Here is a 19888-nt window from a genome sequence, read left to right as displayed (position 1 = left end):
GTCTGAGCATATCGTCCTCACTATGCTGGTGACCGCGGCCGTGGTCACGATCTGTCTGCGAGCAATTCATCCAGCTGCGCGAACTGTTCGGGCAGGCCTTCCGCCGAACCGGCGAGGGCTTCCTCGAGAGCCGCTGTGGTGGGATAGAGTTCGTGGAAGGTGACCAGCGTCTTGCCGGCATTTTCTTCGAACGTCACCGTGGTCACAGCGCCCTGGGCGCTATCTTCGTTTGTCCATACGATGCGCTTGTGCGGCGTCACTTCTCTGTACGTGCCGAAGAACGCCATCGGTTGATCGAAGTCCGGATGGTTGAACACAAGGCGATACTTGCCTCCGGTGCGAATATCCATATCGCACGAGAGCAGCGACATGCCCACCGACTTCGGAACCCACCAAAGCTTGAATAGTTCCGGGTTGCTCCACGCTTCGAACACGATGTGTGCTGGAGCATCGAACGTTCGCGTCACGATGAGTTCGCGGTCGGACTTGCGTTTCACGTCGGTGCGGTTCATGGCGGCGGAACTACCTTCTTTTACGTTGGGCATCTGCCTACTCCTTGCGTTTCAAGTGCTCGATAAGCTCGTCCAGCGCGTCGAAGCGCGCGCTCCAGAGTTGCCGGTGTCGCTCGATCCAAGCGGCCTCTTCTTCCAGCCGGCGCGGGCCGAGCTTGCAGGTTCGTACGCGCCCGACCTTCTCCGTGATCACGAGCCCCGCCTGCTCCAAGACGCTGACATGCTTCTTCATGCCCGTGAGGGTCATGCGAAACCTTTGGGCAAGGTCGGTGATGGAGGCGTCTGAATCCCCGAGCTGCTCCAGCACGCCGCGTCGGGTGACATCGGAGAGCGCGGCAAACGTTGCGTCGAGGCGGGCTTTACAGTGAACCATTTGGTTCACTGTAAAGCCCGCATGGGTGATTTACAAGCGGATGCCCCACGCGGGCTTAAGCTGCAACCCGAACGGGGCCTGCCTAGCGTTCGCCGACTACTAGAGTAAAGGTCTGCAGAAAATGGAAATCGGGGCGGTTCAGCGCGAAATCCGGGTGCAAAGGATCACACAGCCGCGACAGCTCATCATAGTCATCGCTTGACATGTAGGGCTGCAGGCGCGGCCCCCAAGCGTGACGAAAAATAACGTCGACAAGATAGCTCTTGTCTTCATCACGTAGCGGTGTCATGCGCTCAATCATGATTGTGCGCGCCCTGAGGTTTCGTAACCCGGATCGGCGCAACAACCCCACATTCGCGCGAGCAGCTGTCAGCTCGCGCTCGTTAACTTGATAACGATCGCGGTAGTACTGACGAATAGCCTCATTCAATACGCGTTCGAGCCTTGCATCCCACGCAAAATACATATCCGGGAGGAGCGAGCTTTGTCCCAACGCAATGCTGCCTCCTGGGCGGAGCAAGCTAATCAGGGCCTCCACTCCCACTGAGGGAACGCGCAGATGATTGATGACATTGGCTGACCAGATCAAATCGAAGCTCGCGTGAGCCAACGGAGCCATCAACAGGTCCGCCTGTACAAGCAGCGTGCCTCGACTGGCCACGGCGCGTGCTGCGGCTACATGTGCCGCAGCGAGATCAATGCCAATAGCCATTCCCTCAGGCTGGACCGTGGCTGAGAGCCAATCGAGCACCTCACCCGTTCCGCATCCAGCATCCAGGACACGCATGCCCGGCTTCGGTTCAAGGTACGCGATCGATTGGCAAAGCTCTGGCTTGGCGAATGCATTGAATAGCTTCAATTTCCCGGAGTAGTCACGGGCTGCGGTATCTCCAAGGAGTCCAGAAGGCGCGACGGAATTATTCATGGGCCGCCTGCATATCTGGATTGAATAGACCAGGAATCCAAGCCACCTGACGCCTCCCCCACATGACAGCCATGCGAATGCCGATGATCGACGAGGCCGCCATGGATAGCCAGGAGCGTGCGCGGCTAAAGGATCTGGTAAGTCGTTATCAGCGCGGCTAGGGAGAAGTGGCTCACGTCCGCGCCAAGAGATTATTTAGTTAAATAATTTCATTAAGTTATGTTACTTTCTTGACAAAATAGATCATGATATGCCTGGCCTGCGCACGCCACCCCTTTGGCCGGTTGACTACGTGATATATTATCGAGATTGTAGATATAACACTATGAATTTGATAGATATATGTTTAGGGAATGGCATCCATCCTTAGCGACAGCTGGACCATCAACGGCCCGTTATAGCCATCAGGTGCGGCGGATAGCGTTCCCCTTCGATCCGAATGGCCGCAGCAGCCTTCTCGATGCTGGCTAGATCGGCAGCCGTCAACTCGATGTTGGCGGCGCGCAAGTTCTCTTCCAGTCGATGCAGCTTGGTGGTGCCCGGAATCGGGACAATCCACGGTTCGCGGGCGAGAAGCCATGCCAACGCGATCTGCGCGGGCGTTGCGGACTTGGCTTCGGCGATCGCCTTCAGCAGGTCGACCAATGCCTGGTTTGCAGCCATCGCTTCAGGCGAGAAGCGCGGGAGGTTTTTGCGGAAATCGTTGTCGCCGAGCTTGGTGTCTTTGCTCATCGCTCCAGTAAGAAAGCCCTTGCCTAGCGGGCTATAGGCGACCAAGCCGATGCCGAGTTCCTTGCACGCGTCGAGAATGCCATTGGTCTCAGGACCACGGGTCCATAGCGAATACTCATTCTGCAGGGCGGCGACCGGCTGCACCGCATGGGCTCGACGCACCGTCTGCGCGCCCGGCTCGGACAGACCAAAATAGCGGACCTTGCCTTGGGCAATCAGATCTTTGACTGCACCAGCCACGTCTTCGATCGGCACATCGGGATCGACACGGTGCTGGTACAGCAGATCAATGGTGTCGACGCCAAGGCGCTTGAGTGAGGCGTCGGCCACAGCGCGAATATGCTCCGGTCGGCTGTTGAGGCCGCTGTTCTTCCCGGTCGCGGGGTCGATGTCGAAGCCGAATTTGGTGGCAATGACCACCTGCTCACGAACGGGCGCCAAGGCCTTGCCGACCAGCACTTCGTTAGTGAACGGTCCATAGACTTCCGCGGTATCGAAAAAAGTCACGCCCCGGTCAAAGGCGTCGCGAATCAAGCCAATGGCGTCGTCGTCCGAAAGAGCATGACCGTAGCTGAAATTCAGCCCCATGCAGCCAAAGCCGAGGGCCGAGACTTCCAGGCCGGTCTTTCCAAGCAAACGCTTTTGCACAGGTCACCTCACTAGATTTGGAAAATGGATCAACGCAAGCGGGCCGCTCAGCTGTTTTCCGCGAACACCTTGCGCGTAATCCCTACGGCGGTACTCGCCGCCGGCCAACCGGCATAGAAGGCCAGGTGCGTGATGAGTTCGATCAGTTCGTCGCGCGTGACACCATTCTGCTGCGCGAACTTCAGATGGAACGGGAGTTCGTTGATGCGGTATTGCGCGATCAAGGCGGCGACAGTGACCAGGCTACGGTCACGCTTGGTCAGTTCCCGCCGCTCCCAGACTTCGCCAAACAACACCTGCTGCGTAAGTTGATCGAGTGCAGGCGCGATGTCGGCGAATGGGCCTTGGGTCTTCTGGGTGAAGTCGGTCATGGTCGGGTTCCTTGAGAACGTAGCCCATTCGCCGACCAGCCCATTGATGAGCGCCAGGCCGCGACGGCTACGCCAGTCTGACCCCCGCATACCTATCTGATAAGACGGTAAATATCGAATGGACTTATGATCTGTATCGATAAATCATGGGGCCCGACCATGGGCAGCGAGAACTACAACGACCTGCAGGCGTTTCTCACAGTCGTGCGCGAAGGCAGCTTCACCCGCGCCGCCGCCCAGCTTGGCGTGTCGCAGTCGGCGCTCAGCCACAAGATTCAAGGGCTGGAGACACGGTTAGGCCTGCGCCTGCTCACCCGCACTACACGCAGCGTGTCAGCCACCGAAGCCGGCGAACGGCTGCAGCAGGCGTTGACGCCCAACTTCGAAAACATCGACGCCGCGCTCGCCGGGTTGAGCGAACTGCGCGACGAGCCCAGTGGCACCATCCGCATCACCAGTAGCGAGCACGCTGCCGCCACCATCCTGTGGCCCGTGCTGGAGATCTTCTTGCGGCAGTACCCGGACATCCGCGTGGAAGTGATCAGCGACTCCACGCTCACCGACATCGCCGCCGAGCGCTTTGACGCTGGCATTCGCCTGGGCGAACAGGTGGCACAGGACATGATTGCGGTGCCCATCGGCCCGCCCACGCGGCTGGTGGTAGTGGGCGCACCGGCCTACCTGGATGCCATGTCTGCGATCACTACCCCACGCGACCTCACCGGACACGACTGCATCAACCTGCGCTTCCTTACGCATGGCGGCCTGTATGCGTGGGAATTCGAAAAGGACAACCACGCACTCAACGTGCGTGTGGCAGGCCGACTGACCTTCAACAGCATCGAGCGAATCCTCGCCGCCTCGCTTGCCGGCTTTGGCCTCGCCTATCTGCCCGAAGACATGGTCCATCCGCACATAGCAGCCGGCCGTCTGCGCCAAGTACTGGATGACTGGTGCCCGCTGTTTCCGGGCTATCACCTGTATTACCCAAGTCGGCGACAACCATCGCGTGCATTTGCCTTGCTGGCCGATGCGCTTCGATACCGCTCACATAAGGCGTAGGCGGAAGCTGTCCCTGAACATCGCCACCCTACCCCAGGCAACTCCTTCCAATCCCCCTTCCCCAGCTCGATCAGTTGCTATCCCAGCGATGTGTTGCGTTGCCCGACTGAAGTCGCCTGCTGCGCGCTGAGATACGACCGAAACATGATCGTGAGCTGCTTCTCGGCTTCCCTGCCGTTGACCGGGGACAAGACGCGGGGGCAAAAGGCTGGCACGGTACCGTAGATGGCCGCTGTCATGGTCTGGGCAACGACATGTGGATCAGTTGGACGATCATCGCCCGCGCTACAGAGCATGGCCTCGATCGCCTTCTCACTGCGCTGCGTTGCCAATTCAGCCAATCGGCGGGGATCCAGCTCCATCGCGACCTGGTAGAGGGCGGGAGAGATCTCCGATTGCGCCATCTTCGCCTTTAGATAGGCCTTCACTACGGCACCGGCCATCAGGTCTACCGTGGTGCCCAAGCTATCACTGCAAGCGTTCTCTATGGCCTCGACCAACCTCGTCATGTACCGCTCCAGGGTCGCGAAGAGCAGCGCCTGCTTGTTTGGGAAGTACTGGTACAGCGTCCCGATCGAAACACCCGCCCGACGGGCCACGCGAGTGGTGTTCAGGCTAACCGGCCCGTCGCTCAGCAAAACCTGAGCGGTTGCCTCAAAAATGGCGTTTACGGTCGCGATGGATCTGCCCTGACGCGGCAATTTCCGGGGATTTAGCGCTGGCGTCGACCCAGTTTCCATAAGCGAATACCACATCTCGAAAACGCCCTACATCTTAAGTCTACCGCCGCCGTTGGCGCGGTACCCAAACTTAGGAATCAGGAGACAAAGATGGGCAAGTTGGATGGAAAGGTCGCCGTCATCACGGGTGGTAGCGCGGGAATAGGCCTGGCGGCCGCCAAACTATTCGTGCGCGAAGGTGCGACGGTGGTCATCACCGGGCGCGACCAGCAGGCGCTCGACGTAGCCAAGCGGGGCATCGGCCATGGCGTGGATGTTGTTCGCTGCGACAATGCGCAGCTCGCGGATATCGAAGCACTCCGAGCCTATGTCGATGCAAAGCACGGTCGCGTCGACATCCTTTTCGCCAATGCCGGTGGTGGAAGGCCAGCCTTGTTCGAGGAGACGAAAGAAGATGATTTCGATTTCATGATCGGCACCAACTTCAAGGGCGCCTACTTCACCGTGCAGAAGCTTCTGCCCCTTATGGGCGCCGGCAGCTCGGTGATTTTCACTACCTCAACCTTGGGCACGCAAGGACGCCCGTACGTAACCGTCTATGCGGCAGCGAAGGCGGCTCTGCGCTCTCTCGCACGTTCGCTCTCGGTGGAGCTGTCCGATAGGAGTATTCGCGTAAATGCTCTTGCGCCTGGTTACATCGATACGGATCAGGCCCGCAAAGCAGGCATGAGCGAGGAGATGATCGAACAGACCAAGGCTCAAGTCCATCCGCAAATTCCGATGCACCGCAGCGGCTCGGCCGATGAGATTGCCAATGCCGCGCTGTTTCTGGCCTGCTCCGACTCGTCTTATGTGACAGGGATCGAGTTAAGCGTCGACGGCGGCTGGGCTCAGGTATGACAGCGCGTAGGCTGGGATGACAATTCCAGCATCGGGATGCCGTGTGGAAAGCTGGGATCGGCATCCCAGCCTACGCACTTGTAGTCCCTTGGAACATGGCTTAGACTTCAGTTGTTCAATATATTGTACAAGTCAAGAAAAGATAAGGCAGACAGGAGAACCTAATGCGAGTCGTCAGCTTTTCAGACGCCCGTAATAACCTCAAAGAGGTGTTGGATACCGTAGCGAGCGACTGCTCCATCACGATCATCCATCGCCGCGACCACGAGGATGCAGTAGTCATGTCCCTTGCGGACTACAACTCCATGGCAGACACCATTCACCTGCTCAGCAGCAAAGCAAACCGTGATCACCTCGCCAAGTCCATTGCTCAGTTCAAAGCGGACAAAGCCAAGAAACGAGAGCTGATCGACTAGGAGGAAGAGGAGGCCACTTAATGTCACGAAGCATCAAGTTCACGGACGAAGCCTGGAAGGACTACCAGGATTGGGCCGAAGATAAGAAGACTCTCAAGAAAATCAATTCCCTCATCAAGGATGCGCAAAGGAATCCGAATAGCGGATTGGGTGATCCCCACGAACTGAGCGGTGACCTGGCCGGCTTTTGGTCTCGGTCCATCAACAAGAAAGATCGCCTGGTCTACGCCTTTGATGATGAGTGCATCTCCATCATCGCCTGCAAGTTTCACTACGGTGATCACTAAGCCGAACCTATTCGCCGCAAGCAGCGATCAATGCCACGGCACGCTCGATGTCCTTGGGCGTCGTGGGTGCGCCGACGGACAAACGCAGTGCACCCACGGTGGCGGCACGTCCCATGCAGCTACGGAACGCCTCGATACTGAAGCTAGCTTCGAGTTTGTCCAAGCAGCGCTCCACTCCTAGGGCGTCGAATCCGAAGGCCTGTTCGGCCGCCCCGGGATTGCAGAAGCAGCCACCCCGAATGGCGACGCCATGCTCGCGCGCTAGCTGCTCGACATGCTCGTAGGGCAAGACGCGTCCGTCGTTCTGCAGCACGTTGAAGGCAACAATACCGCCCCGCTGCTCCATACCCGCAGGGCCATACAGACGCACCAGCGGTGACCCATTACGGTGTCGCAGTGTCGCTGTCAGTCCCAGAAAACGCTGCACATGGGACTGAATATGGGCACGCAGGTGCACGCGCGGTATGCGGGCGAGAAAGGCAAATCCGGATTCGATGGCGGCAAGGTCGAGAAAGTTGGGGGTTCCGTCCTCGAATCCCTCGTGGCCCGGCTTAAGCGCATGTCGCCCGTGCGCGACGGACACAAACTCCACAGTTCCGCCGGAAAACCACGGCCGGTGAAGGTGATCCAAAGCCGACTTTTTCGCGATCAATGCTCCAACACCGGTCGGCAGGCCGAATAGCTTGTAGAACGAACACACGACGAAGTCTGCGCAATGCTTCCTCAGGCTGAGCGCGCCGGATGGGCCGGCCGCTGCCGCATCGACCAGGACATCGCATCCAAGTGCCTGGGCCTTTTCGATAAGTGACAGGTCGTGCAGCACGCCGGAAAAGTTGGACTGCTGCGGGAATGCGAACAAGCCCCCGCCCTGTCGATCGACGCTCGCCCGCAGGCTCTCACATGCGCGATCGAGCCGGAGTTCCGCATCTAGCGGCAACACGCTGATGGGTGCCTGTGCGCGCTTGGCAAACTCCCGCATGCCGTTGACGGAATTGTGGTTGTCGGCCGAGAGAATGAGCCCGCGGCGTGACGAAAATCGATAGCTCTCGGCGACCAGCTTGATGGCTGCCGTCGCGTTGGCAGTGAAGCAGACATCGTAGATGTCCGGATCAGCATCGAAGAAGGCGAGCGTCGCGACGCGGGCGGACGCCTGCGCGGCAGCACTGTTGCGGGAAGCCAGATGCTCCGAATGGGGATTGCCGAAAATCCCGTGTGCCAGCCGGTCAGCATGCGCTCGTGCCTGGGAGGCACCGTACAGCGCGCTCGCCGCGTAATCGAGATAGGCGATGCCGGCGGTATCCAGACGCGCGAATTCGCTGATGCGAAGAGCGGCGAAGTCGAATGCATCGGCCGCATCGATGGGCTCAACGGCACGAGTCAGCATCCGCGCCTCCGCGAACCGCGCCCGATCTGCGCCGCACTCGCAACATCGCCGCCCTGCTCTCCCCCAATCCGGGGAGTGCCGCCGAAGTAATGGCTCAAATCCTCGATCTGTGCACGCTCCGCGGGCGAGGCGTTCGCCGGCAGCCGCGGATTCAGTACCTCTTCACGCCAGTCGGCAAGCCCACCGGGCACGAACACCGCCTGGGTCACGCCGAGCGAGCGCAGTATCACCCAGGCCTGCCCGGCATGCGCTCCTTCCTGCGAGTAAAGAACGATGGTCTGATCGGGCGCAAAGTGCGCCTTCGCCAACTGGTCGATTGGCACGTTCTCCGCCGTCGGGATGGCGTAGTCGTGGAACTCGGCAGGCGAGCGCACGTCGATGACGCGCAGTCCAGATCGGCGATCGCGTATCCACCGTGCGAGCTGGCGCGCGCTGACATGATCGGAGCCTTCGTTGATCGCCCGAGCGATGGAATCCAGGTCCAGCCCTCGCTGCTGCGTGCGCTGGAGGCTACCTGCGAAAGGTGCCCCCAAGCCCAATGCAAGCGCACTTATGCCCAGCTGTCGTACGAACTTCATCGTCTTGCCTCCCACTTCGCGATCCATGCCAACATCGAAACGGCGAGCACCGTGACCAGTGCGACGACGACTCCGTAAGGCAGCCCCGTTAGGCGTTGAAGTGTCAATGGGCCGTGTGGCGTCGAACGGTAAAAGGCTTCGATTGCGGGGAAGGCCAAACCGACCAGCAGCACGCCAGCAAACAGCCCGAGCATCGTCGCGGCACCTTCGATGCGGCCGCTGGCCAGCGCGACGCAGGATGTGCCCGGACACAGGCCACTAAGCACAAAGCCGAGTCCGAAGACCAGACCGCCGACGAGTTGCGGTAGCAGATACGTTTCGGGCACATACAACGCACCGCGATCGAGCAGGCCCAGTCGCCCGCCCCAAAAGACACCGAGCATCGCGGTCAGCATCGCGCTCAGCATCACCTTGAGCACGGTGAAATCCCGCAGATAGAACTGGCCGGCAAGCTTCGGCGGATGGCCCAAGCCGGCGCATTCGAGTGCCCAACCGAAAGCCACGCCGATGCCGCCTGCGATCAGCAGATCGTTCATGGCCAGAGCCTGCGCACGAGCGGAGCGGCAAGGAAGCCGGCGAAGAACAGTGCCAGCATGAAGATCCAGGCAGCGACACTCAGCATCGCCCCGCCGCTCAAGGCGAGGCCGCTGGTGCAGCCTCGCGCCAGCGCCGCCCCAATGCCCATCAATATGCCGCCTGCGACGCCAGCGCACAGCTTGCCACCGGACGGACGGACTGCGCCCACGTAAGTCAGTCGTGTTCGTCCTGCCAGAGCCGCCGATGCGGCGGCGCCGATCAGCACGCCGATGATTTCGACCACGATCCAGGCAGTCCACGGCGAACCGTCCTGAAGGTAGCTCTGGAAGTAGGCGCTATGCCCAGCCGTTTCCGGCGAGACGGCGCCGACGACACCACTCGCAACGCTCGCGAATGCGCCGGATGCTCCCAGCCCCTGCCCGCTCAGCGCGAAGCAGGCGAGCAGCACCAGGCCCAGGCACACGCCGGTGATATGGGGTTCGGCATAAGGACGGAGGGGGCGCATGGTCAGCGCTCGACCGGCAGATCGCGCAGCGTCCAGTCTTCGAACGAACCGTCGTACAGCACGGCATCGATCCCTAAGGCACGCGCCGCGAGCAGCACCGCTGTGGCTTGCTGGCCGATATGGCAATAGGCAATCACCCGATCGCCCGGCTTGACCCCGGCCTTGCGGAACAAGGCCAGCAGTTCGGCCGGCTTCTTCAGGGTCAGATCGTCGTTGGTGATGTCGGTGAACGGCAGGTTGTGTGCACCGGGAATATGGCCGCGGCGGAGGTGGCCCTCCGCACCGCACTCTTTGAGGCCGTCGTAGTACATCGCGGCACGCGCGTCGATGAGTACGTACCCCGGCTGTCGGGCGTGCGCGCGTACGAACGCGGCATCGACGATGGTTGGCTGAAGCTTGAAGGGCGTCAGTGTTCCCGGCAACGTGGCTGCGGTGGCCCGGTCGGTGAGGGGGCGACCCTCGCGGCGCCACTTCGGCATGCCGCCGTCAAGCAGATCGGCATGGGCGCCCAGCCCGGCCGATTGCAGCGTGAATAAGATCCGCGTCGACTCGGAGACCTCGTCGTTGCCGAAGTAGATCACGACGCGGGAATCGTTGGAGATGCCGAGGCCTTGCAGTCGCTGGCGCAACTCCTGCGCCGTTGGCATTTCCAGCGAAAGCTTACCCGAGGTGGCGGCGACGTCTTCAAGGCGGACGAAGCGCGCACCGGGAATGTGTGCGGATTTGTAGTCCGACTCTTCGCCAATCTGCAGCAGCACGAGGTTCGGGTCGTGCAGATGGCTGTTCAGCCACGCTGTGGATACCCAAGGCTCGGCTTGCACGGCGGCTGACGCAGCGGTTTGTGCATGCGCACCGTACGGCAGGGCCGCCGATCCGACCAGGATCGCAAAAGTAACGGCAGCCTTCGCCAGCATCTTGATCTGCATGGTGTTCCCCGATTTTGTGTGTGCAACAGATATAGGCCACGCAGAGGCGCAGCGGGATCGGCATGCGACGAAACCGTTCGCCGGTGCGATGAAACGGTCCAGGCGCGGATGGTTCGTGTGCGCCATGACGTGTGCTTTGCTAACGTGTCACTCATGGACTTTCCCAACGACGACTTACATGCCCGACTGCCGCGAAGCGTGTTGTCGGATCTGGGGGGCTGGACGCTCTACCAGAACTTCCGCACCTTCACCTGGCCCTGGTTGCTGCGCCGGGGAATCGTGTTGTGGCCGCTGGCGGTCCTGGCCGGTTGCGCGTATGCCACCTGGCATGCGTCGGGCATGGATGCATGGAGTGACTGGACTGGCCTGGCGCTGCGGGCTTGCGCCGCGTCACTGATCACGGTCTCGGCCGGCCCTTTGCTCGCCACATTGATTCGGCATTGGCGTCTGCCGCTCGTCGTGGAGCGCGCGCTGGTGCTGCTGGCGATCCTGTTTGGGCTCTGGATCGGAGTCATCGTCCTGAACTGGGCGGGCGCCTATCACGCCCATCTTATGCAAGCCTATGCCGGGCGCCCGATGGGGCCCAACCTGCTCGGCCATGCCGTCTCAAACTTTCTCGCCACCACCATCGACGCATCCATCTTTGTACTGATCGTCGCGGGCGGCGGCTTCGCAGCCATCTACTATCTTGGCGAACAGCGACGCATTGCCCAGTACGCAGCCAGTCGCCAAATAGAAAGCCTGCGCGCGGAACGGAATGCGGCCGACATGCGACTGGCCCTACTGCAGGCGCAGGTCGAACCACATTTCCTGTTCAATACGCTGGCATCGGTGCGGTCACTGATCGCCAGCGAACCGGAGCGAGCGGCGAAAACCATCGACGCGCTTGCGGCGTATCTGCGCATCGCGTTGCCACGCATCCGCACAACAGGCATCGAAGAAGCCACGCTCGGTCGCCAGATCGATCTCTGTCTGGGCTATCTTGAGATCATGAAAGTCCGTACGGCTGGCCGCGTCGAGGTTCACGTCGATGCAAGCGACGAGGTTCGGGCGATGCCTTTTCCCCCATTGATCCTGCTGACGCTGGTGGAGAACGCGATGACCCACGGCATCGAGCCGAAACCTGGCCCCGGCACGATCGAGATCGTCGCCGGCGCCGCGGACGGTTTCCTGAGCGTGAGCGTCGAGGATGATGGCCGGGGCTTGCAGCCCGGCACCACGCCCGGTTTGGGCCTGGCGAATATTCGCGCCCAGCTCCACGATCGTTTCGGAACATTCGCGCGCCTGGACATCGCATCACGTGCCGGAGGCGGGGTGAGTGCGCGCATCCACATTCCGCTCACGTTCCCATGACCGCACCCATCACGGCCCTTATCGCCGAAGACGAAGAACCGCAGCGAACTGAGCTGAGCGGCTTACTGGCAACATTGTGGCCGGAACTGATCGTCGTCGCCGAATGCGAGGATGGCGTCAGTGCGCTCGATGCGTGGATATCGAAAAAGCCGGATGTTGCCTTCCTCGACATCCGCATGCCGGGGCTTGGCGGCCTCGAAGTAGCGCGGCAGGCCCCGAGTCCAGCCCAGGTCGTCTTCATCACCGCGCATGACGAATTCGCGCTGAAGGCCTTCGAGGCTGGCGCCATCGATTACCTGCTAAAACCGATCCGCACCGATCGCCTTACCGAAACGGTGGCACGCCTGCGTAGCCGTCAGCCCGCAACGCAAGTCGATCTGACGGCACTGATCGACAGCCTCGCCGGCCGACTGAAGCCGGTGGAGACGATCACCTGGATTACCGCCAGCGTCGGCGATACCCTCCGGATGATCCATATCGGGGATGTCATTCTTTTCCAGTCCGAGGAAAAGTACACCCGCGTAGCCACTGCCACCGATTCGGCCTACATCCGGACGCCGCTGAAGGATCTGATACCCAAGCTCGATCCTGAAGTGTTCTGGAGGATTCACCGCAACGCCATCATTCGCGTCTCGGCGATCCGGCAGGCCAAGCCGGATGGGGATGGCCGCCTACTGGTCTGGCTGCATGGCATTGCAGAACCGTTGCGCGTGAGCGACGCGTTCCGCCATCGCTTCCGCGCCATGTGATGTCAGGCCCCCATAAGGACGCTAGGACCACCTCGTTCTGCAGAAGGCTGCATTTCGGCAGGCCATGAAGCACGATCAACTCCTACAGGGCCGCGACCCGATCCCTGCTGGTTCGGTTGAGACGCTTCACTGCGCAGTCGGCTACTGCGTCACAGTATCAGCGAAGCCGGCGCATACAAATGCAAGAGTGAAAATGTTTCACGCCACTTTCACTATGCTGTGGGTAGCTTCGTGAGGATCGCGATGACGTAACGAGAGTGTTCACTCCGCCATTCATCGCTGCAGGGGCAAGTCATCTTTTTCAGAGTGGCCGCATGACGTTGCGAGGTGTTTTTCTCCCCCGCAGCACGTTTGTGTTTCGCATCCGTGACAAGAAACATTTCGTTCATGTCGAAGGAAGAAATATGACGAATCCATTTGAAGATAAAGACGGCATTTTTATCGTACTAATTAACGACGAAGGCCAGTACTCGTTATGGCCTAATTTCTGCCAGGTACCGGAAGGATGGTCAGTCAAATTTGGACCTGACCGCAAGGAAGCCTGTTCCGAATATATCGAAAACAATTGGTTGGACATGCGTCCGACAAGCCTTATTCGTGAGATGGAGTCGGCCAGCCACTCAGGCTGATTAAGTCGCCTTGCGCAACTTGAAATAATCCAGCCGCTTCATTGCCGCCCAAATTTTGCGCGCCGCCTTATGGCGCGCATTGAATATGCGTGCGCCTATTTCGCACGCATCGTCACTTGTGCGCGCACATAATAAATTTTGGCGCTTTCTCCAACATGAACGCATCGGGGATGTTCCATGGTTGATTTTCCCAGTTCACGCAACGACGCCTCGGAATCAACCCCCGTCGCGTCGATATCGTTTACGCAGCAAGCGTGCGATTCACCTGAGGAAGCTGTACGGCTCTGGTTTTTCAATCCGCAGAAAACGCTTCCACTCGTTATCGAGGCAAATCAATCGATATCGAACGCAGCCGATTGGGCGACTCGAAGAAAGGACGCCATAGAGGCTGTATTGCAGCGTCATGGAGCCATTCTGTTCCGGGGATTCCCGCTGGCGACGCCGAGCGATTTCGAGGCTTTCGCGGAGGCCATGTCGCCCGGCCTTTACGGCCAGTACGGCGACCTTCCCAAAAAGGAAGAAGGCAAGAACATTTACCGCTCGACGCCATACCCGGAACAGAAAATGATCCTGTTCCATAACGAAAGCTCGCATCTCGCATCCTGGCCGCGCAAGCAATGGTTTTTTTGTGAGCTTCCATCGCAGACCGGTGGCGCAACCCCCCTGGTGGATACACGGGAAATGGTGCGCCGCATGCCGAAGGAGCTTGCCGAGAAGTTCGATCGGACGGGATTGCAGTATATCCGCACGTTCAACGAAGGCTTCGACGTCGACTGGCGCGAATTTTTCAAGACAGAGGATCGCGCCGAAGTCGAGGCCAGGTGCCGCGCAGCAGGCACTGACTTCACGTGGTTTGAAGACGGCACGCTGCAGACGCGCACGTTCTGTCACGCGATCGTTCGTCACCCAGTGACGGGTGAGCGGGTCTTTTTCAACCAGGTGCAGCTGCATCATCCGTCCAGCCTCGGTACAGCCATGCATGACGATCTCATCAACATTTTTGGCGCCGACCGGCTTCCGCGCAATGTGTTGTATGGGGACGGAATGCCTATCGAAGACGAAGTCATGGGCTTGATCAGCGAGCTGTATGAGACATGTGCGGTACGTTTCCCCTGGCAAAGGGGCGACGTCGTCATGCTCGACAACATGCTAGCCGCGCACGCGCGCGATCCTTATACGGGCCCGCGCAAGATCGTCGTCGCCATGGGCCAGATGATGTCCCGGGATGCATTGGAAGCTGGCACCGAGCTTGCCAGCTGAGAAGACGTTCACGGGTGGTCGTACAGGCCCGGGCTAGCAATTCGGTCGCTAGGGATATCGGAGTAGTCCATGAGGGATTTGACCAAAGGGTCGGTGGTTAGGCACTTGCTGCAGCTGTCGGCTTCGTTGATGGTCAACATGCTGGCGGGCACGCTGTACACGCTGATCAATTTTTTTTGGCTGGGAAAATTGGGTGCCGACGCACAAGCGGCGGTAGCCCTTGCCGCTAGCCCCATCACCATTGTGATGACCCTCGCACCGGTCATGACGGTCGGCGCCAGAGTGCTGATTTCGCATGCGGTGGGTGGCCAGGAAAAAGATCAGGCGGTTCGTGTGTTCAACGAGGTATTCGGCGCAGCGCTGATCCTGCTCAGCGTGGTCGGTTTTTGCGCATGGCTTTGCAGGCGGCAGTTTGGCGAGTTGCTGACGCCGGATCTGAAGACAGCTACGTTAATTGCCGATTTGTTGTACTGGTACATACCGTCCATCGCCATCCAGATCCCGTCCGCGGTGATGGGTTCCGCGCTGGGCGGGTCGGGCCGCATGCGGCCGAGCATGGTAGCCCAGCTGGTATCGGTGCTTGCCAACATTGTGATCTCGCCCCTGCTCATTTTTGGCTGGCTTGGCTTCCCGCGGTTGGGCGTCGTGGGCGCGGGCCTGGCGAGCTTTGTTTCCTCGCTGGCCGCCATGCTGGTGTTGGCGACCCATTTCATCGGCGCCAAAGCTTACATGCGCTTCGATCTGCGCTGCTGGATTTCGCGCCCACTGATCTTGTGGAAAGCATTCAAGATCGGGCTGCCGGTCGGTTTGCAAAACGCGGTGATCGGCTGCTACATGCTGGTGGTCATTCAGCTGCTGCGTCCGTTCGGTCCGGCCGAGCAGGCAGCACTGGGCATCGGGCAACGTTTGCTGCAATCCTCGCTGATGCCGCTGATCGCACTGAGCAGCGCAACCAGCGTCGTGGTCGGACAAAGTTTTGGCGCCAAGCTGGGTACCCGCGTAAGAGAGAGCTTTCGAACCTCGGCAGTCATCGGCTTCGTGGTGACGCCACTGATGTTCGTGTTGGCGCAGTTGTTCGCCAGGCCAATATGCGCTGCATTTTCCAGCGATCCTGCCGTGATCGATGGTGCGACAAGCTATTTGCGCATTACCTCGTTCAACCTCTTTCCCATGGTGGCGATCTTCTCTTGCTTCGGTACGCTAACCGGCATGGGCAACACCAAGGCGAGCCTCATCACTGAGGTGATTACCTCGCTGATGTTGATCGTTCCTGCGTGGATGCTTTCTTTCCGCCCCGGCTTCACTCCTGCTTGGATGTGGGACTTGATGGTGATCTGCTCCGTCGCCGAGATGGCGATCGGGCTGCTTTTCCTTCGCGCGGAGTTCCGAAAGAAACTGGATTTCGGCATCAGCCAGCAGCCCTTGGAGTGCCCTGTCTGATGCGTGGCCGTCAGGCCTCGGTGCAAATTTGCTCCCTGAGGAAGCCATATCGATGAATAACGGAACGACAACTCCGGACAGGCACAGCGCGCCCCTGGATGCGGTGGAACGCCTGCGCGTTCTCGTCGATTGGAACGCCACCGAACGCACGATCGCCCAGGGTACGCTGCAGCAGCATTTTGAGCTGCAAGCTGCGCGCACACCTGATGTAGTGGCCGCCGTCGCAGGCGAGCAATCGCTGACCTATCGCCAGCTCGACCTCCACGCCAATCAACTTGCCCATCAGTTGCAAGCCTGCGGCGTCGGTCCGGAAAGCATGGTCGCCTTATGCGTGGAACGCTCGCTGGACGTGCTAATCGGCGCGCTGGGCATTCTCAAGGCTGGCGGCGCCTATGTGCCGCTGGATCCTCGCTACCCCCGCGAACGACTGGCCTTCATGCTGGCCGATACCCGGGCTCGTGTGGTCGTGGCCCAATCGGCGCTGGTCGAACGCCTACCGCCACACGAGGCGCAGCTGGTCTGCCTCGATGACGATGCCGCGCACATTGCGATGCGTCCGCGAACACCCCCCATCGTGCCGGTGCATGCCAACCAGCTGGCCTATGTGATGTACACCTCCGGCTCCACCGGCACGCCGAAGGGTATTGGCATCACGCATCGCAACGTACTGGAACTGGCGACGGATCGGCGCTGGCAAGGTTCGTCGCGACAGCGCGTCTTGATGCATTCGGCACAAGCGTTTGATGCGTCCACCTTTGAAATATGGGTGCCATTGCTGGCCGGCCATCAGGTGATCGTCGCGCCACCGGGCGAAACCGATCTGCGTGTACTGAAACAGGTCATCACCCAGCAGCAGATTACCTCGCTGTGGTTTACCGCGGGCCTGTTTCACATCATGGTGGAAGAGGCCCTCGATTGCTTTGCCGGCCTTCAGCAGATCGTCGCCGGGGGCGACGTGCTTGCTCCGACAGCGGTGCAAACCTTGCTCGACCGCTTCCCTCAATTGCGCGTCGTCAACGGCTACGGCCCAACGGAAACAACCACTTTCGCAACCAACCACGCCATGCAGCAGCCGTATCGCGTGGGGTCTAGTGTGCCGATCGGCGCACCTTTGGACAACACGCAGGTCTACGTGCTGGATGCCGCGTTGCAGCCAGTGCCGACCGGCATGGAAGGTGAGCTGTATATCGCAGGCTCCGGCCTGGCGCGTGGTTATCTCCATCGCCCCATGCTTAGTGCCGAACGCTTCGTCGCCAATCCGTTCGGCCTGCCTGGCAGCCGCATGTACCGCACCGGGGACTTGGTGCGCTGGCTGCCGGAAGGCCATCTCGACTTCCTTGGCCGTGCCGACCACCAGGTCAAGCTGCGCGGCTTTCGCATCGAGCTGGGCGAAATCGAAAACGCGCTACTCCACCAGCCTGGCGTGGCGCAGGCGGTGGTGGTGATACGCGAAGACCCGCCAGGACACAAGCAACTTATCGCTTATGTTGCGACCTCGCACCATCAAGTGCCGGACCCCGCCAACTTACGCCGCGCGTTGTCCGAACAGTTGCCCGACTACATGGTGCCGGCGGCATTGGTGGCTCTGGATGCCCTGCCGCTCACCGCTCACGGCAAGCTCGATCGCAAGGCGCTGCCCGCGCCGGCCCGTTCCGATTTTGCCGATCGCAGCGACGAACCGCCGCGAGGTGAACTAGAAACGATCCTGGCGGCATTGTGGCAGGAGCTGCTCGGTGTCGAGCAGATCGGCCGAAACGACCGTTTCTTCGAACTCGGCGGCGATTCGCTGCTGGCGATCCGCTTGATGGAACGCTTACGCGGCATGGGGCTGGCCACCGACACCCATGCATTGTTCACCGCCCCTACCCTTGCCGCACTGGCCGCGACGCTGGGCAGCCATGACGAAGTGATCGTGCCGGCCGCATCAATCACGCCCGACTGCACGGCGCTTACGCCGGACCTGCTGCCGCTGATTGACCTGACTCAGACGGACATCGATCGGATCGTTGCGCGCGTGCGCGGCGGCCTCGCCAATATCCAAGACGTCTACGGCTTGTCGCCCTTGCAGGAAGGCATTCTCTTTCACCATCTGCTGGATGGCGAGGGCGACCCTTATCTGCTGCTGGACGTAACTGCGTTTGCCGATCGCGCGCTGCTGAACCGTTACCTGGATGCCATGCGACAGGTGGTCGGCCGGCACGACATCCTGCGCACCGCTTTCATGTGGGAGGACTTGAACGAAGCGGCGCAGGTGGTCTTGCGACGGGTCGAATTGCCGGTAACCGAGCTGACCCTCGAACCGCGAAACGGCGACGTGCTCGAACAATTGCTGCAGCATTTCGATGCCCGCCATTATCGCATCGATCTTGGTTGCGCTCCCCTTCTGCACTACGTCGTTGCGCACGATCCGCAGAACGAGCGTTGGTTGCTGTTACAGCACATGCATCACCTAATCGGCGACCACTCCACGGTTGAAATGCTGCAGGCGGAAGTGCGCGACGTGCTATCAGGGCGAGCGGATACGCTGGAGGCAGCGCAGCCTTTCCGCAACTTGATTGCGCAGGTGCGGCTGGGCTTGCCCAAGTCCGAACATGAGCGGTTCTTCCGCGGCCAGTTGGCGGATATCGATGAACCCACCCTGCCGTTCGGCTTGAGCGATGTGCACCGCGACGGTTCCGAGGTGCGCGAAGTCCGCCGAATGCTGCCGACATCGCTGCACGATCGCCTGCGCGTGCAGGCGCGCCGGCTAGGCATCAGCCTGGCAAGCTTGTGCCACCTGGCCTTTGGGCAGGTGGTAGGCAAGACCAGCGGCCGTGAACAGGTGGTGTTCGGCACCGTGCTGTTCGGTCGGATGAATGCCGGCGAAGGTGCCGATCGTGCCATGGGCCTGTTCATCAATACCCTGCCGCTGCGCCTGGACCTGGGCGATACGCATGTGCTGGCATGTGCACAGCAGACCCATATGCGACTGGCCGATTTGCTTCGGCATGAACATGCTTCGCTGGCGCTTGCGCAGCGCTGCAGCGGGTGCGCCGCTTCCGCACCGCTGTTCAGCGCCCTGCTCAACTATGTGCATAACACCGCAATGCCCGATGAAGCGATCCAGCATGTGGCCGGCATTGAGCCGCTTCGCTTCGAAGAGCGCACCAACTATCCCATCACGCTGACCATCGAAGACGCCGGGCATGCCCTTGGCTTTATTTCGCAAACGGCCTCCCCGCTCGATCCGGGACAACTGTGTGACTACGTCGAGCAGGCACTGAATGGCCTGGCCAATGCGCTGGAAACCGCGCCGCACACGCCGATAAAGCGGTTGGCAATCCTATTGCCCGCACAACGCGAACAGCTTGTGCAGGCAATGCATCAAGCCAAGCCGGTGCCTCCGGCTACGCTGCCGGAACGCTTCGAACAACAAGCGGCCCTGACGCCCGAATCGATTGCACTGGTCTGCGAACAGACGCAGCTGAACTATGCCCAGCTCAATGTGCGGGCCAACCAGCTGGCCCATTACCTGATCCAATGCGGCATCGGCAGCGAACAGATCGTGGCCATCGCCCTACCACGCTCGCCCGAGCTGGTGATTGCCTTGCTCGCCGTGCTCAAGGCCGGCGCGGCCTATCT

21 protein-coding genes are annotated in these 19888 nt (G+C 60.4%); 10 read left to right on the top strand and 11 right to left on the bottom strand.

Features of this window, described 5'->3' with window-relative positions; translation table 11 throughout:
- Positions 1-44: 44 nt before the first annotated feature.
- From QQJ96_RS06340 to QQJ96_RS06320, 5 genes are all read right to left on the bottom strand, one after another.
- Positions 45-545: an SRPBCC family protein gene (locus QQJ96_RS06340; protein WP_284331125.1), complete on the bottom strand. Its 501-nt coding sequence runs from the start codon at positions 543-545 to the stop codon at positions 45-47.
- A 4-nt stretch (positions 546-549) separates the two neighbouring features.
- On the bottom strand, positions 550-885 hold the full coding sequence (locus tag QQJ96_RS06335; RefSeq protein ID WP_284331173.1) for an ArsR/SmtB family transcription factor: 336 nt from the start codon (positions 883-885) through the stop codon (positions 550-552).
- Positions 886-967: 82 nt separating this feature from the next.
- Positions 968-1810: a class I SAM-dependent methyltransferase gene (locus QQJ96_RS06330; RefSeq protein ID WP_284331124.1), complete on the bottom strand. Its 843-nt coding sequence runs from the start codon at positions 1808-1810 to the stop codon at positions 968-970.
- A gap of 384 nt (positions 1811-2194) precedes the next feature.
- Positions 2195-3190 carry an aldo/keto reductase gene (locus tag QQJ96_RS06325; protein ID WP_284331123.1) on the bottom strand — a complete coding sequence of 332 codons (996 nt, stop codon included), beginning with the start codon at positions 3188-3190 and terminating at the stop codon, positions 2195-2197.
- Between the two features lie 47 nt (positions 3191-3237).
- Positions 3238-3561 (bottom strand): carboxymuconolactone decarboxylase family protein, encoded by a 324-nt coding sequence (locus QQJ96_RS06320; protein WP_284331122.1) that lies wholly within the window; start codon positions 3559-3561, stop codon positions 3238-3240.
- A gap of 159 nt (positions 3562-3720) precedes the next feature.
- Between QQJ96_RS06320 and QQJ96_RS06315 the strand changes: the two genes are divergently transcribed.
- Positions 3721-4623, top strand: a complete 903-nt coding sequence (locus QQJ96_RS06315; RefSeq protein WP_284331121.1) for a LysR family transcriptional regulator — start codon at positions 3721-3723, stop codon at positions 4621-4623.
- Positions 4624-4700: 77 nt separating this feature from the next.
- On the opposite strand, the gene QQJ96_RS06310 is transcribed toward QQJ96_RS06315, so the two are convergent.
- Complete coding sequence (locus QQJ96_RS06310; protein ID WP_284331120.1) at positions 4701-5363, bottom strand: TetR/AcrR family transcriptional regulator; 663 nt, start codon at positions 5361-5363, stop codon at positions 4701-4703.
- Between the two features lie 90 nt (positions 5364-5453).
- Between QQJ96_RS06310 and QQJ96_RS06305 the strand changes: the two genes are divergently transcribed.
- From QQJ96_RS06305 to QQJ96_RS06295, 3 genes are all read left to right on the top strand, one after another.
- Positions 5454-6203: an SDR family oxidoreductase gene (locus tag QQJ96_RS06305; protein ID WP_284331119.1), complete on the top strand. Its 750-nt coding sequence runs from the start codon at positions 5454-5456 to the stop codon at positions 6201-6203.
- 164 nt (positions 6204-6367) lie between these two features.
- Complete coding sequence (locus QQJ96_RS06300) at positions 6368-6619, top strand: type II toxin-antitoxin system Phd/YefM family antitoxin (protein WP_284331118.1); 252 nt, start codon at positions 6368-6370, stop codon at positions 6617-6619.
- 20 nt (positions 6620-6639) lie between these two features.
- On the top strand, positions 6640-6906 hold the full coding sequence (locus QQJ96_RS06295; RefSeq protein ID WP_284331117.1) for a Txe/YoeB family addiction module toxin: 267 nt from the start codon (positions 6640-6642) through the stop codon (positions 6904-6906).
- Positions 6907-6913: 7 nt separating this feature from the next.
- Here the strand turns inward: QQJ96_RS06295 and QQJ96_RS06290 are convergent, their stop codons facing one another.
- The 5 genes from QQJ96_RS06290 to QQJ96_RS06270 are packed head-to-tail and all read right to left on the bottom strand — an operon-like array spanning position 6914 to position 10836.
- Positions 6914-8290, bottom strand: coding sequence for an aminotransferase class V-fold PLP-dependent enzyme (locus QQJ96_RS06290; protein ID WP_284331116.1), 1377 nt, complete (start codon positions 8288-8290; stop codon positions 6914-6916).
- Positions 8284-8868: a rhodanese-like domain-containing protein gene (locus QQJ96_RS06285; RefSeq protein ID WP_284331115.1), complete on the bottom strand. Its 585-nt coding sequence runs from the start codon at positions 8866-8868 to the stop codon at positions 8284-8286. The genes QQJ96_RS06290 and QQJ96_RS06285 overlap by 7 nt, the downstream gene beginning before the upstream one ends.
- The gene (locus QQJ96_RS06280; RefSeq protein ID WP_284331114.1) at positions 8865-9404 is read right to left on the bottom strand and encodes a YeeE/YedE thiosulfate transporter family protein; all 540 of its coding nucleotides are present in this window, start codon (positions 9402-9404) and stop codon (positions 8865-8867) included. The genes QQJ96_RS06285 and QQJ96_RS06280 overlap by 4 nt, the downstream gene beginning before the upstream one ends.
- Positions 9401-9910 (bottom strand): YeeE/YedE thiosulfate transporter family protein, encoded by a 510-nt coding sequence (locus QQJ96_RS06275; protein WP_284331113.1) that lies wholly within the window; start codon positions 9908-9910, stop codon positions 9401-9403. Before QQJ96_RS06275 ends, QQJ96_RS06280 begins: the two co-directional genes overlap by 4 nt.
- A 2-nt stretch (positions 9911-9912) precedes the next feature.
- Positions 9913-10836 carry a sulfurtransferase gene (locus QQJ96_RS06270; RefSeq protein WP_284331112.1) on the bottom strand — a complete coding sequence of 308 codons (924 nt, stop codon included), beginning with the start codon at positions 10834-10836 and terminating at the stop codon, positions 9913-9915.
- A gap of 153 nt (positions 10837-10989) precedes the next feature.
- Between QQJ96_RS06270 and QQJ96_RS06265 the strand changes: the two genes are divergently transcribed.
- From QQJ96_RS06265 to QQJ96_RS06240, 6 genes are all read left to right on the top strand, one after another.
- A complete protein-coding gene (locus QQJ96_RS06265) occupies positions 10990-12189 on the top strand; it encodes a sensor histidine kinase (protein ID WP_284331111.1) in 1200 nt (399 codons plus the stop codon).
- Positions 12186-12938 carry a LytR/AlgR family response regulator transcription factor gene (locus QQJ96_RS06260; RefSeq protein WP_284331110.1) on the top strand — a complete coding sequence of 251 codons (753 nt, stop codon included), beginning with the start codon at positions 12186-12188 and terminating at the stop codon, positions 12936-12938. The genes QQJ96_RS06265 and QQJ96_RS06260 overlap by 4 nt, the downstream gene beginning before the upstream one ends.
- Positions 12939-13252: 314 nt before the next feature.
- Complete coding sequence (locus tag QQJ96_RS06255) at positions 13253-13567, top strand: MbtH family protein (RefSeq protein WP_284331109.1); 315 nt, start codon at positions 13253-13255, stop codon at positions 13565-13567.
- Between the two features lie 177 nt (positions 13568-13744).
- Positions 13745-14827, top strand: coding sequence for a TauD/TfdA family dioxygenase (locus tag QQJ96_RS06250; RefSeq protein WP_284331108.1), 1083 nt, complete (start codon positions 13745-13747; stop codon positions 14825-14827).
- A gap of 69 nt (positions 14828-14896) precedes the next feature.
- On the top strand, positions 14897-16267 hold the full coding sequence (locus QQJ96_RS06245) for an MATE family efflux transporter (RefSeq protein ID WP_284331107.1): 1371 nt from the start codon (positions 14897-14899) through the stop codon (positions 16265-16267).
- A 52-nt stretch (positions 16268-16319) separates the two neighbouring features.
- Positions 16320-19888, top strand: a 3569-nt coding sequence (locus tag QQJ96_RS06240) for an amino acid adenylation domain-containing protein (protein WP_284331106.1), incomplete at its 3' end; no start/stop codon positions are given.

This window comes from Dyella flagellata (assembly GCF_030160275.1).
GTDB lineage: Bacteria > Pseudomonadota > Gammaproteobacteria > Xanthomonadales > Rhodanobacteraceae > Dyella_B > Dyella_B flagellata.
Note: the sequence above shows the minus strand (reverse complement) of the source record. Positions and strands in the feature narration are given on the sequence as shown.

Coding starts and splice junctions, on each gene's coding strand:
- QQJ96_RS06305 (WP_284331119.1), top strand. CDS start 5,454: ATGGGCAAGTTGGATGGAAAGGTCGCCGTCATCACGGGTGGTAGCGCG.
- QQJ96_RS06270 (WP_284331112.1), bottom strand. CDS start 10,836: ATGCAGATCAAGATGCTGGCGAAGGCTGCCGTTACTTTTGCGATCCTG.
- QQJ96_RS06260 (WP_284331110.1), top strand. CDS start 12,186: ATGACCGCACCCATCACGGCCCTTATCGCCGAAGACGAAGAACCGCAG.
- QQJ96_RS06310 (WP_284331120.1), bottom strand. CDS start 5,363: ATGGAAACTGGGTCGACGCCAGCGCTAAATCCCCGGAAATTGCCGCGT.
- QQJ96_RS06265 (WP_284331111.1), top strand. CDS start 10,990: ATGGACTTTCCCAACGACGACTTACATGCCCGACTGCCGCGAAGCGTG.
- QQJ96_RS06255 (WP_284331109.1), top strand. CDS start 13,253: ATGACGTTGCGAGGTGTTTTTCTCCCCCGCAGCACGTTTGTGTTTCGC.
- QQJ96_RS06245 (WP_284331107.1), top strand. CDS start 14,897: ATGAGGGATTTGACCAAAGGGTCGGTGGTTAGGCACTTGCTGCAGCTG.
- QQJ96_RS06340 (WP_284331125.1), bottom strand. CDS start 545: ATGCCCAACGTAAAAGAAGGTAGTTCCGCCGCCATGAACCGCACCGAC.
- QQJ96_RS06330 (WP_284331124.1), bottom strand. CDS start 1,810: ATGAATAATTCCGTCGCGCCTTCTGGACTCCTTGGAGATACCGCAGCC.
- QQJ96_RS06315 (WP_284331121.1), top strand. CDS start 3,721: ATGGGCAGCGAGAACTACAACGACCTGCAGGCGTTTCTCACAGTCGTG.
- QQJ96_RS06290 (WP_284331116.1), bottom strand. CDS start 8,290: ATGCTGACTCGTGCCGTTGAGCCCATCGATGCGGCCGATGCATTCGAC.
- QQJ96_RS06295 (WP_284331117.1), top strand. CDS start 6,640: ATGTCACGAAGCATCAAGTTCACGGACGAAGCCTGGAAGGACTACCAG.
- QQJ96_RS06335 (WP_284331173.1), bottom strand. CDS start 885: ATGGTTCACTGTAAAGCCCGCCTCGACGCAACGTTTGCCGCGCTCTCC.
- QQJ96_RS06285 (WP_284331115.1), bottom strand. CDS start 8,868: ATGAAGTTCGTACGACAGCTGGGCATAAGTGCGCTTGCATTGGGCTTG.
- QQJ96_RS06250 (WP_284331108.1), top strand. CDS start 13,745: ATGGTTGATTTTCCCAGTTCACGCAACGACGCCTCGGAATCAACCCCC.
- QQJ96_RS06280 (WP_284331114.1), bottom strand. CDS start 9,404: ATGAACGATCTGCTGATCGCAGGCGGCATCGGCGTGGCTTTCGGTTGG.
- QQJ96_RS06275 (WP_284331113.1), bottom strand. CDS start 9,910: ATGCGCCCCCTCCGTCCTTATGCCGAACCCCATATCACCGGCGTGTGC.
- QQJ96_RS06320 (WP_284331122.1), bottom strand. CDS start 3,561: ATGACCGACTTCACCCAGAAGACCCAAGGCCCATTCGCCGACATCGCG.
- QQJ96_RS06300 (WP_284331118.1), top strand. CDS start 6,368: ATGCGAGTCGTCAGCTTTTCAGACGCCCGTAATAACCTCAAAGAGGTG.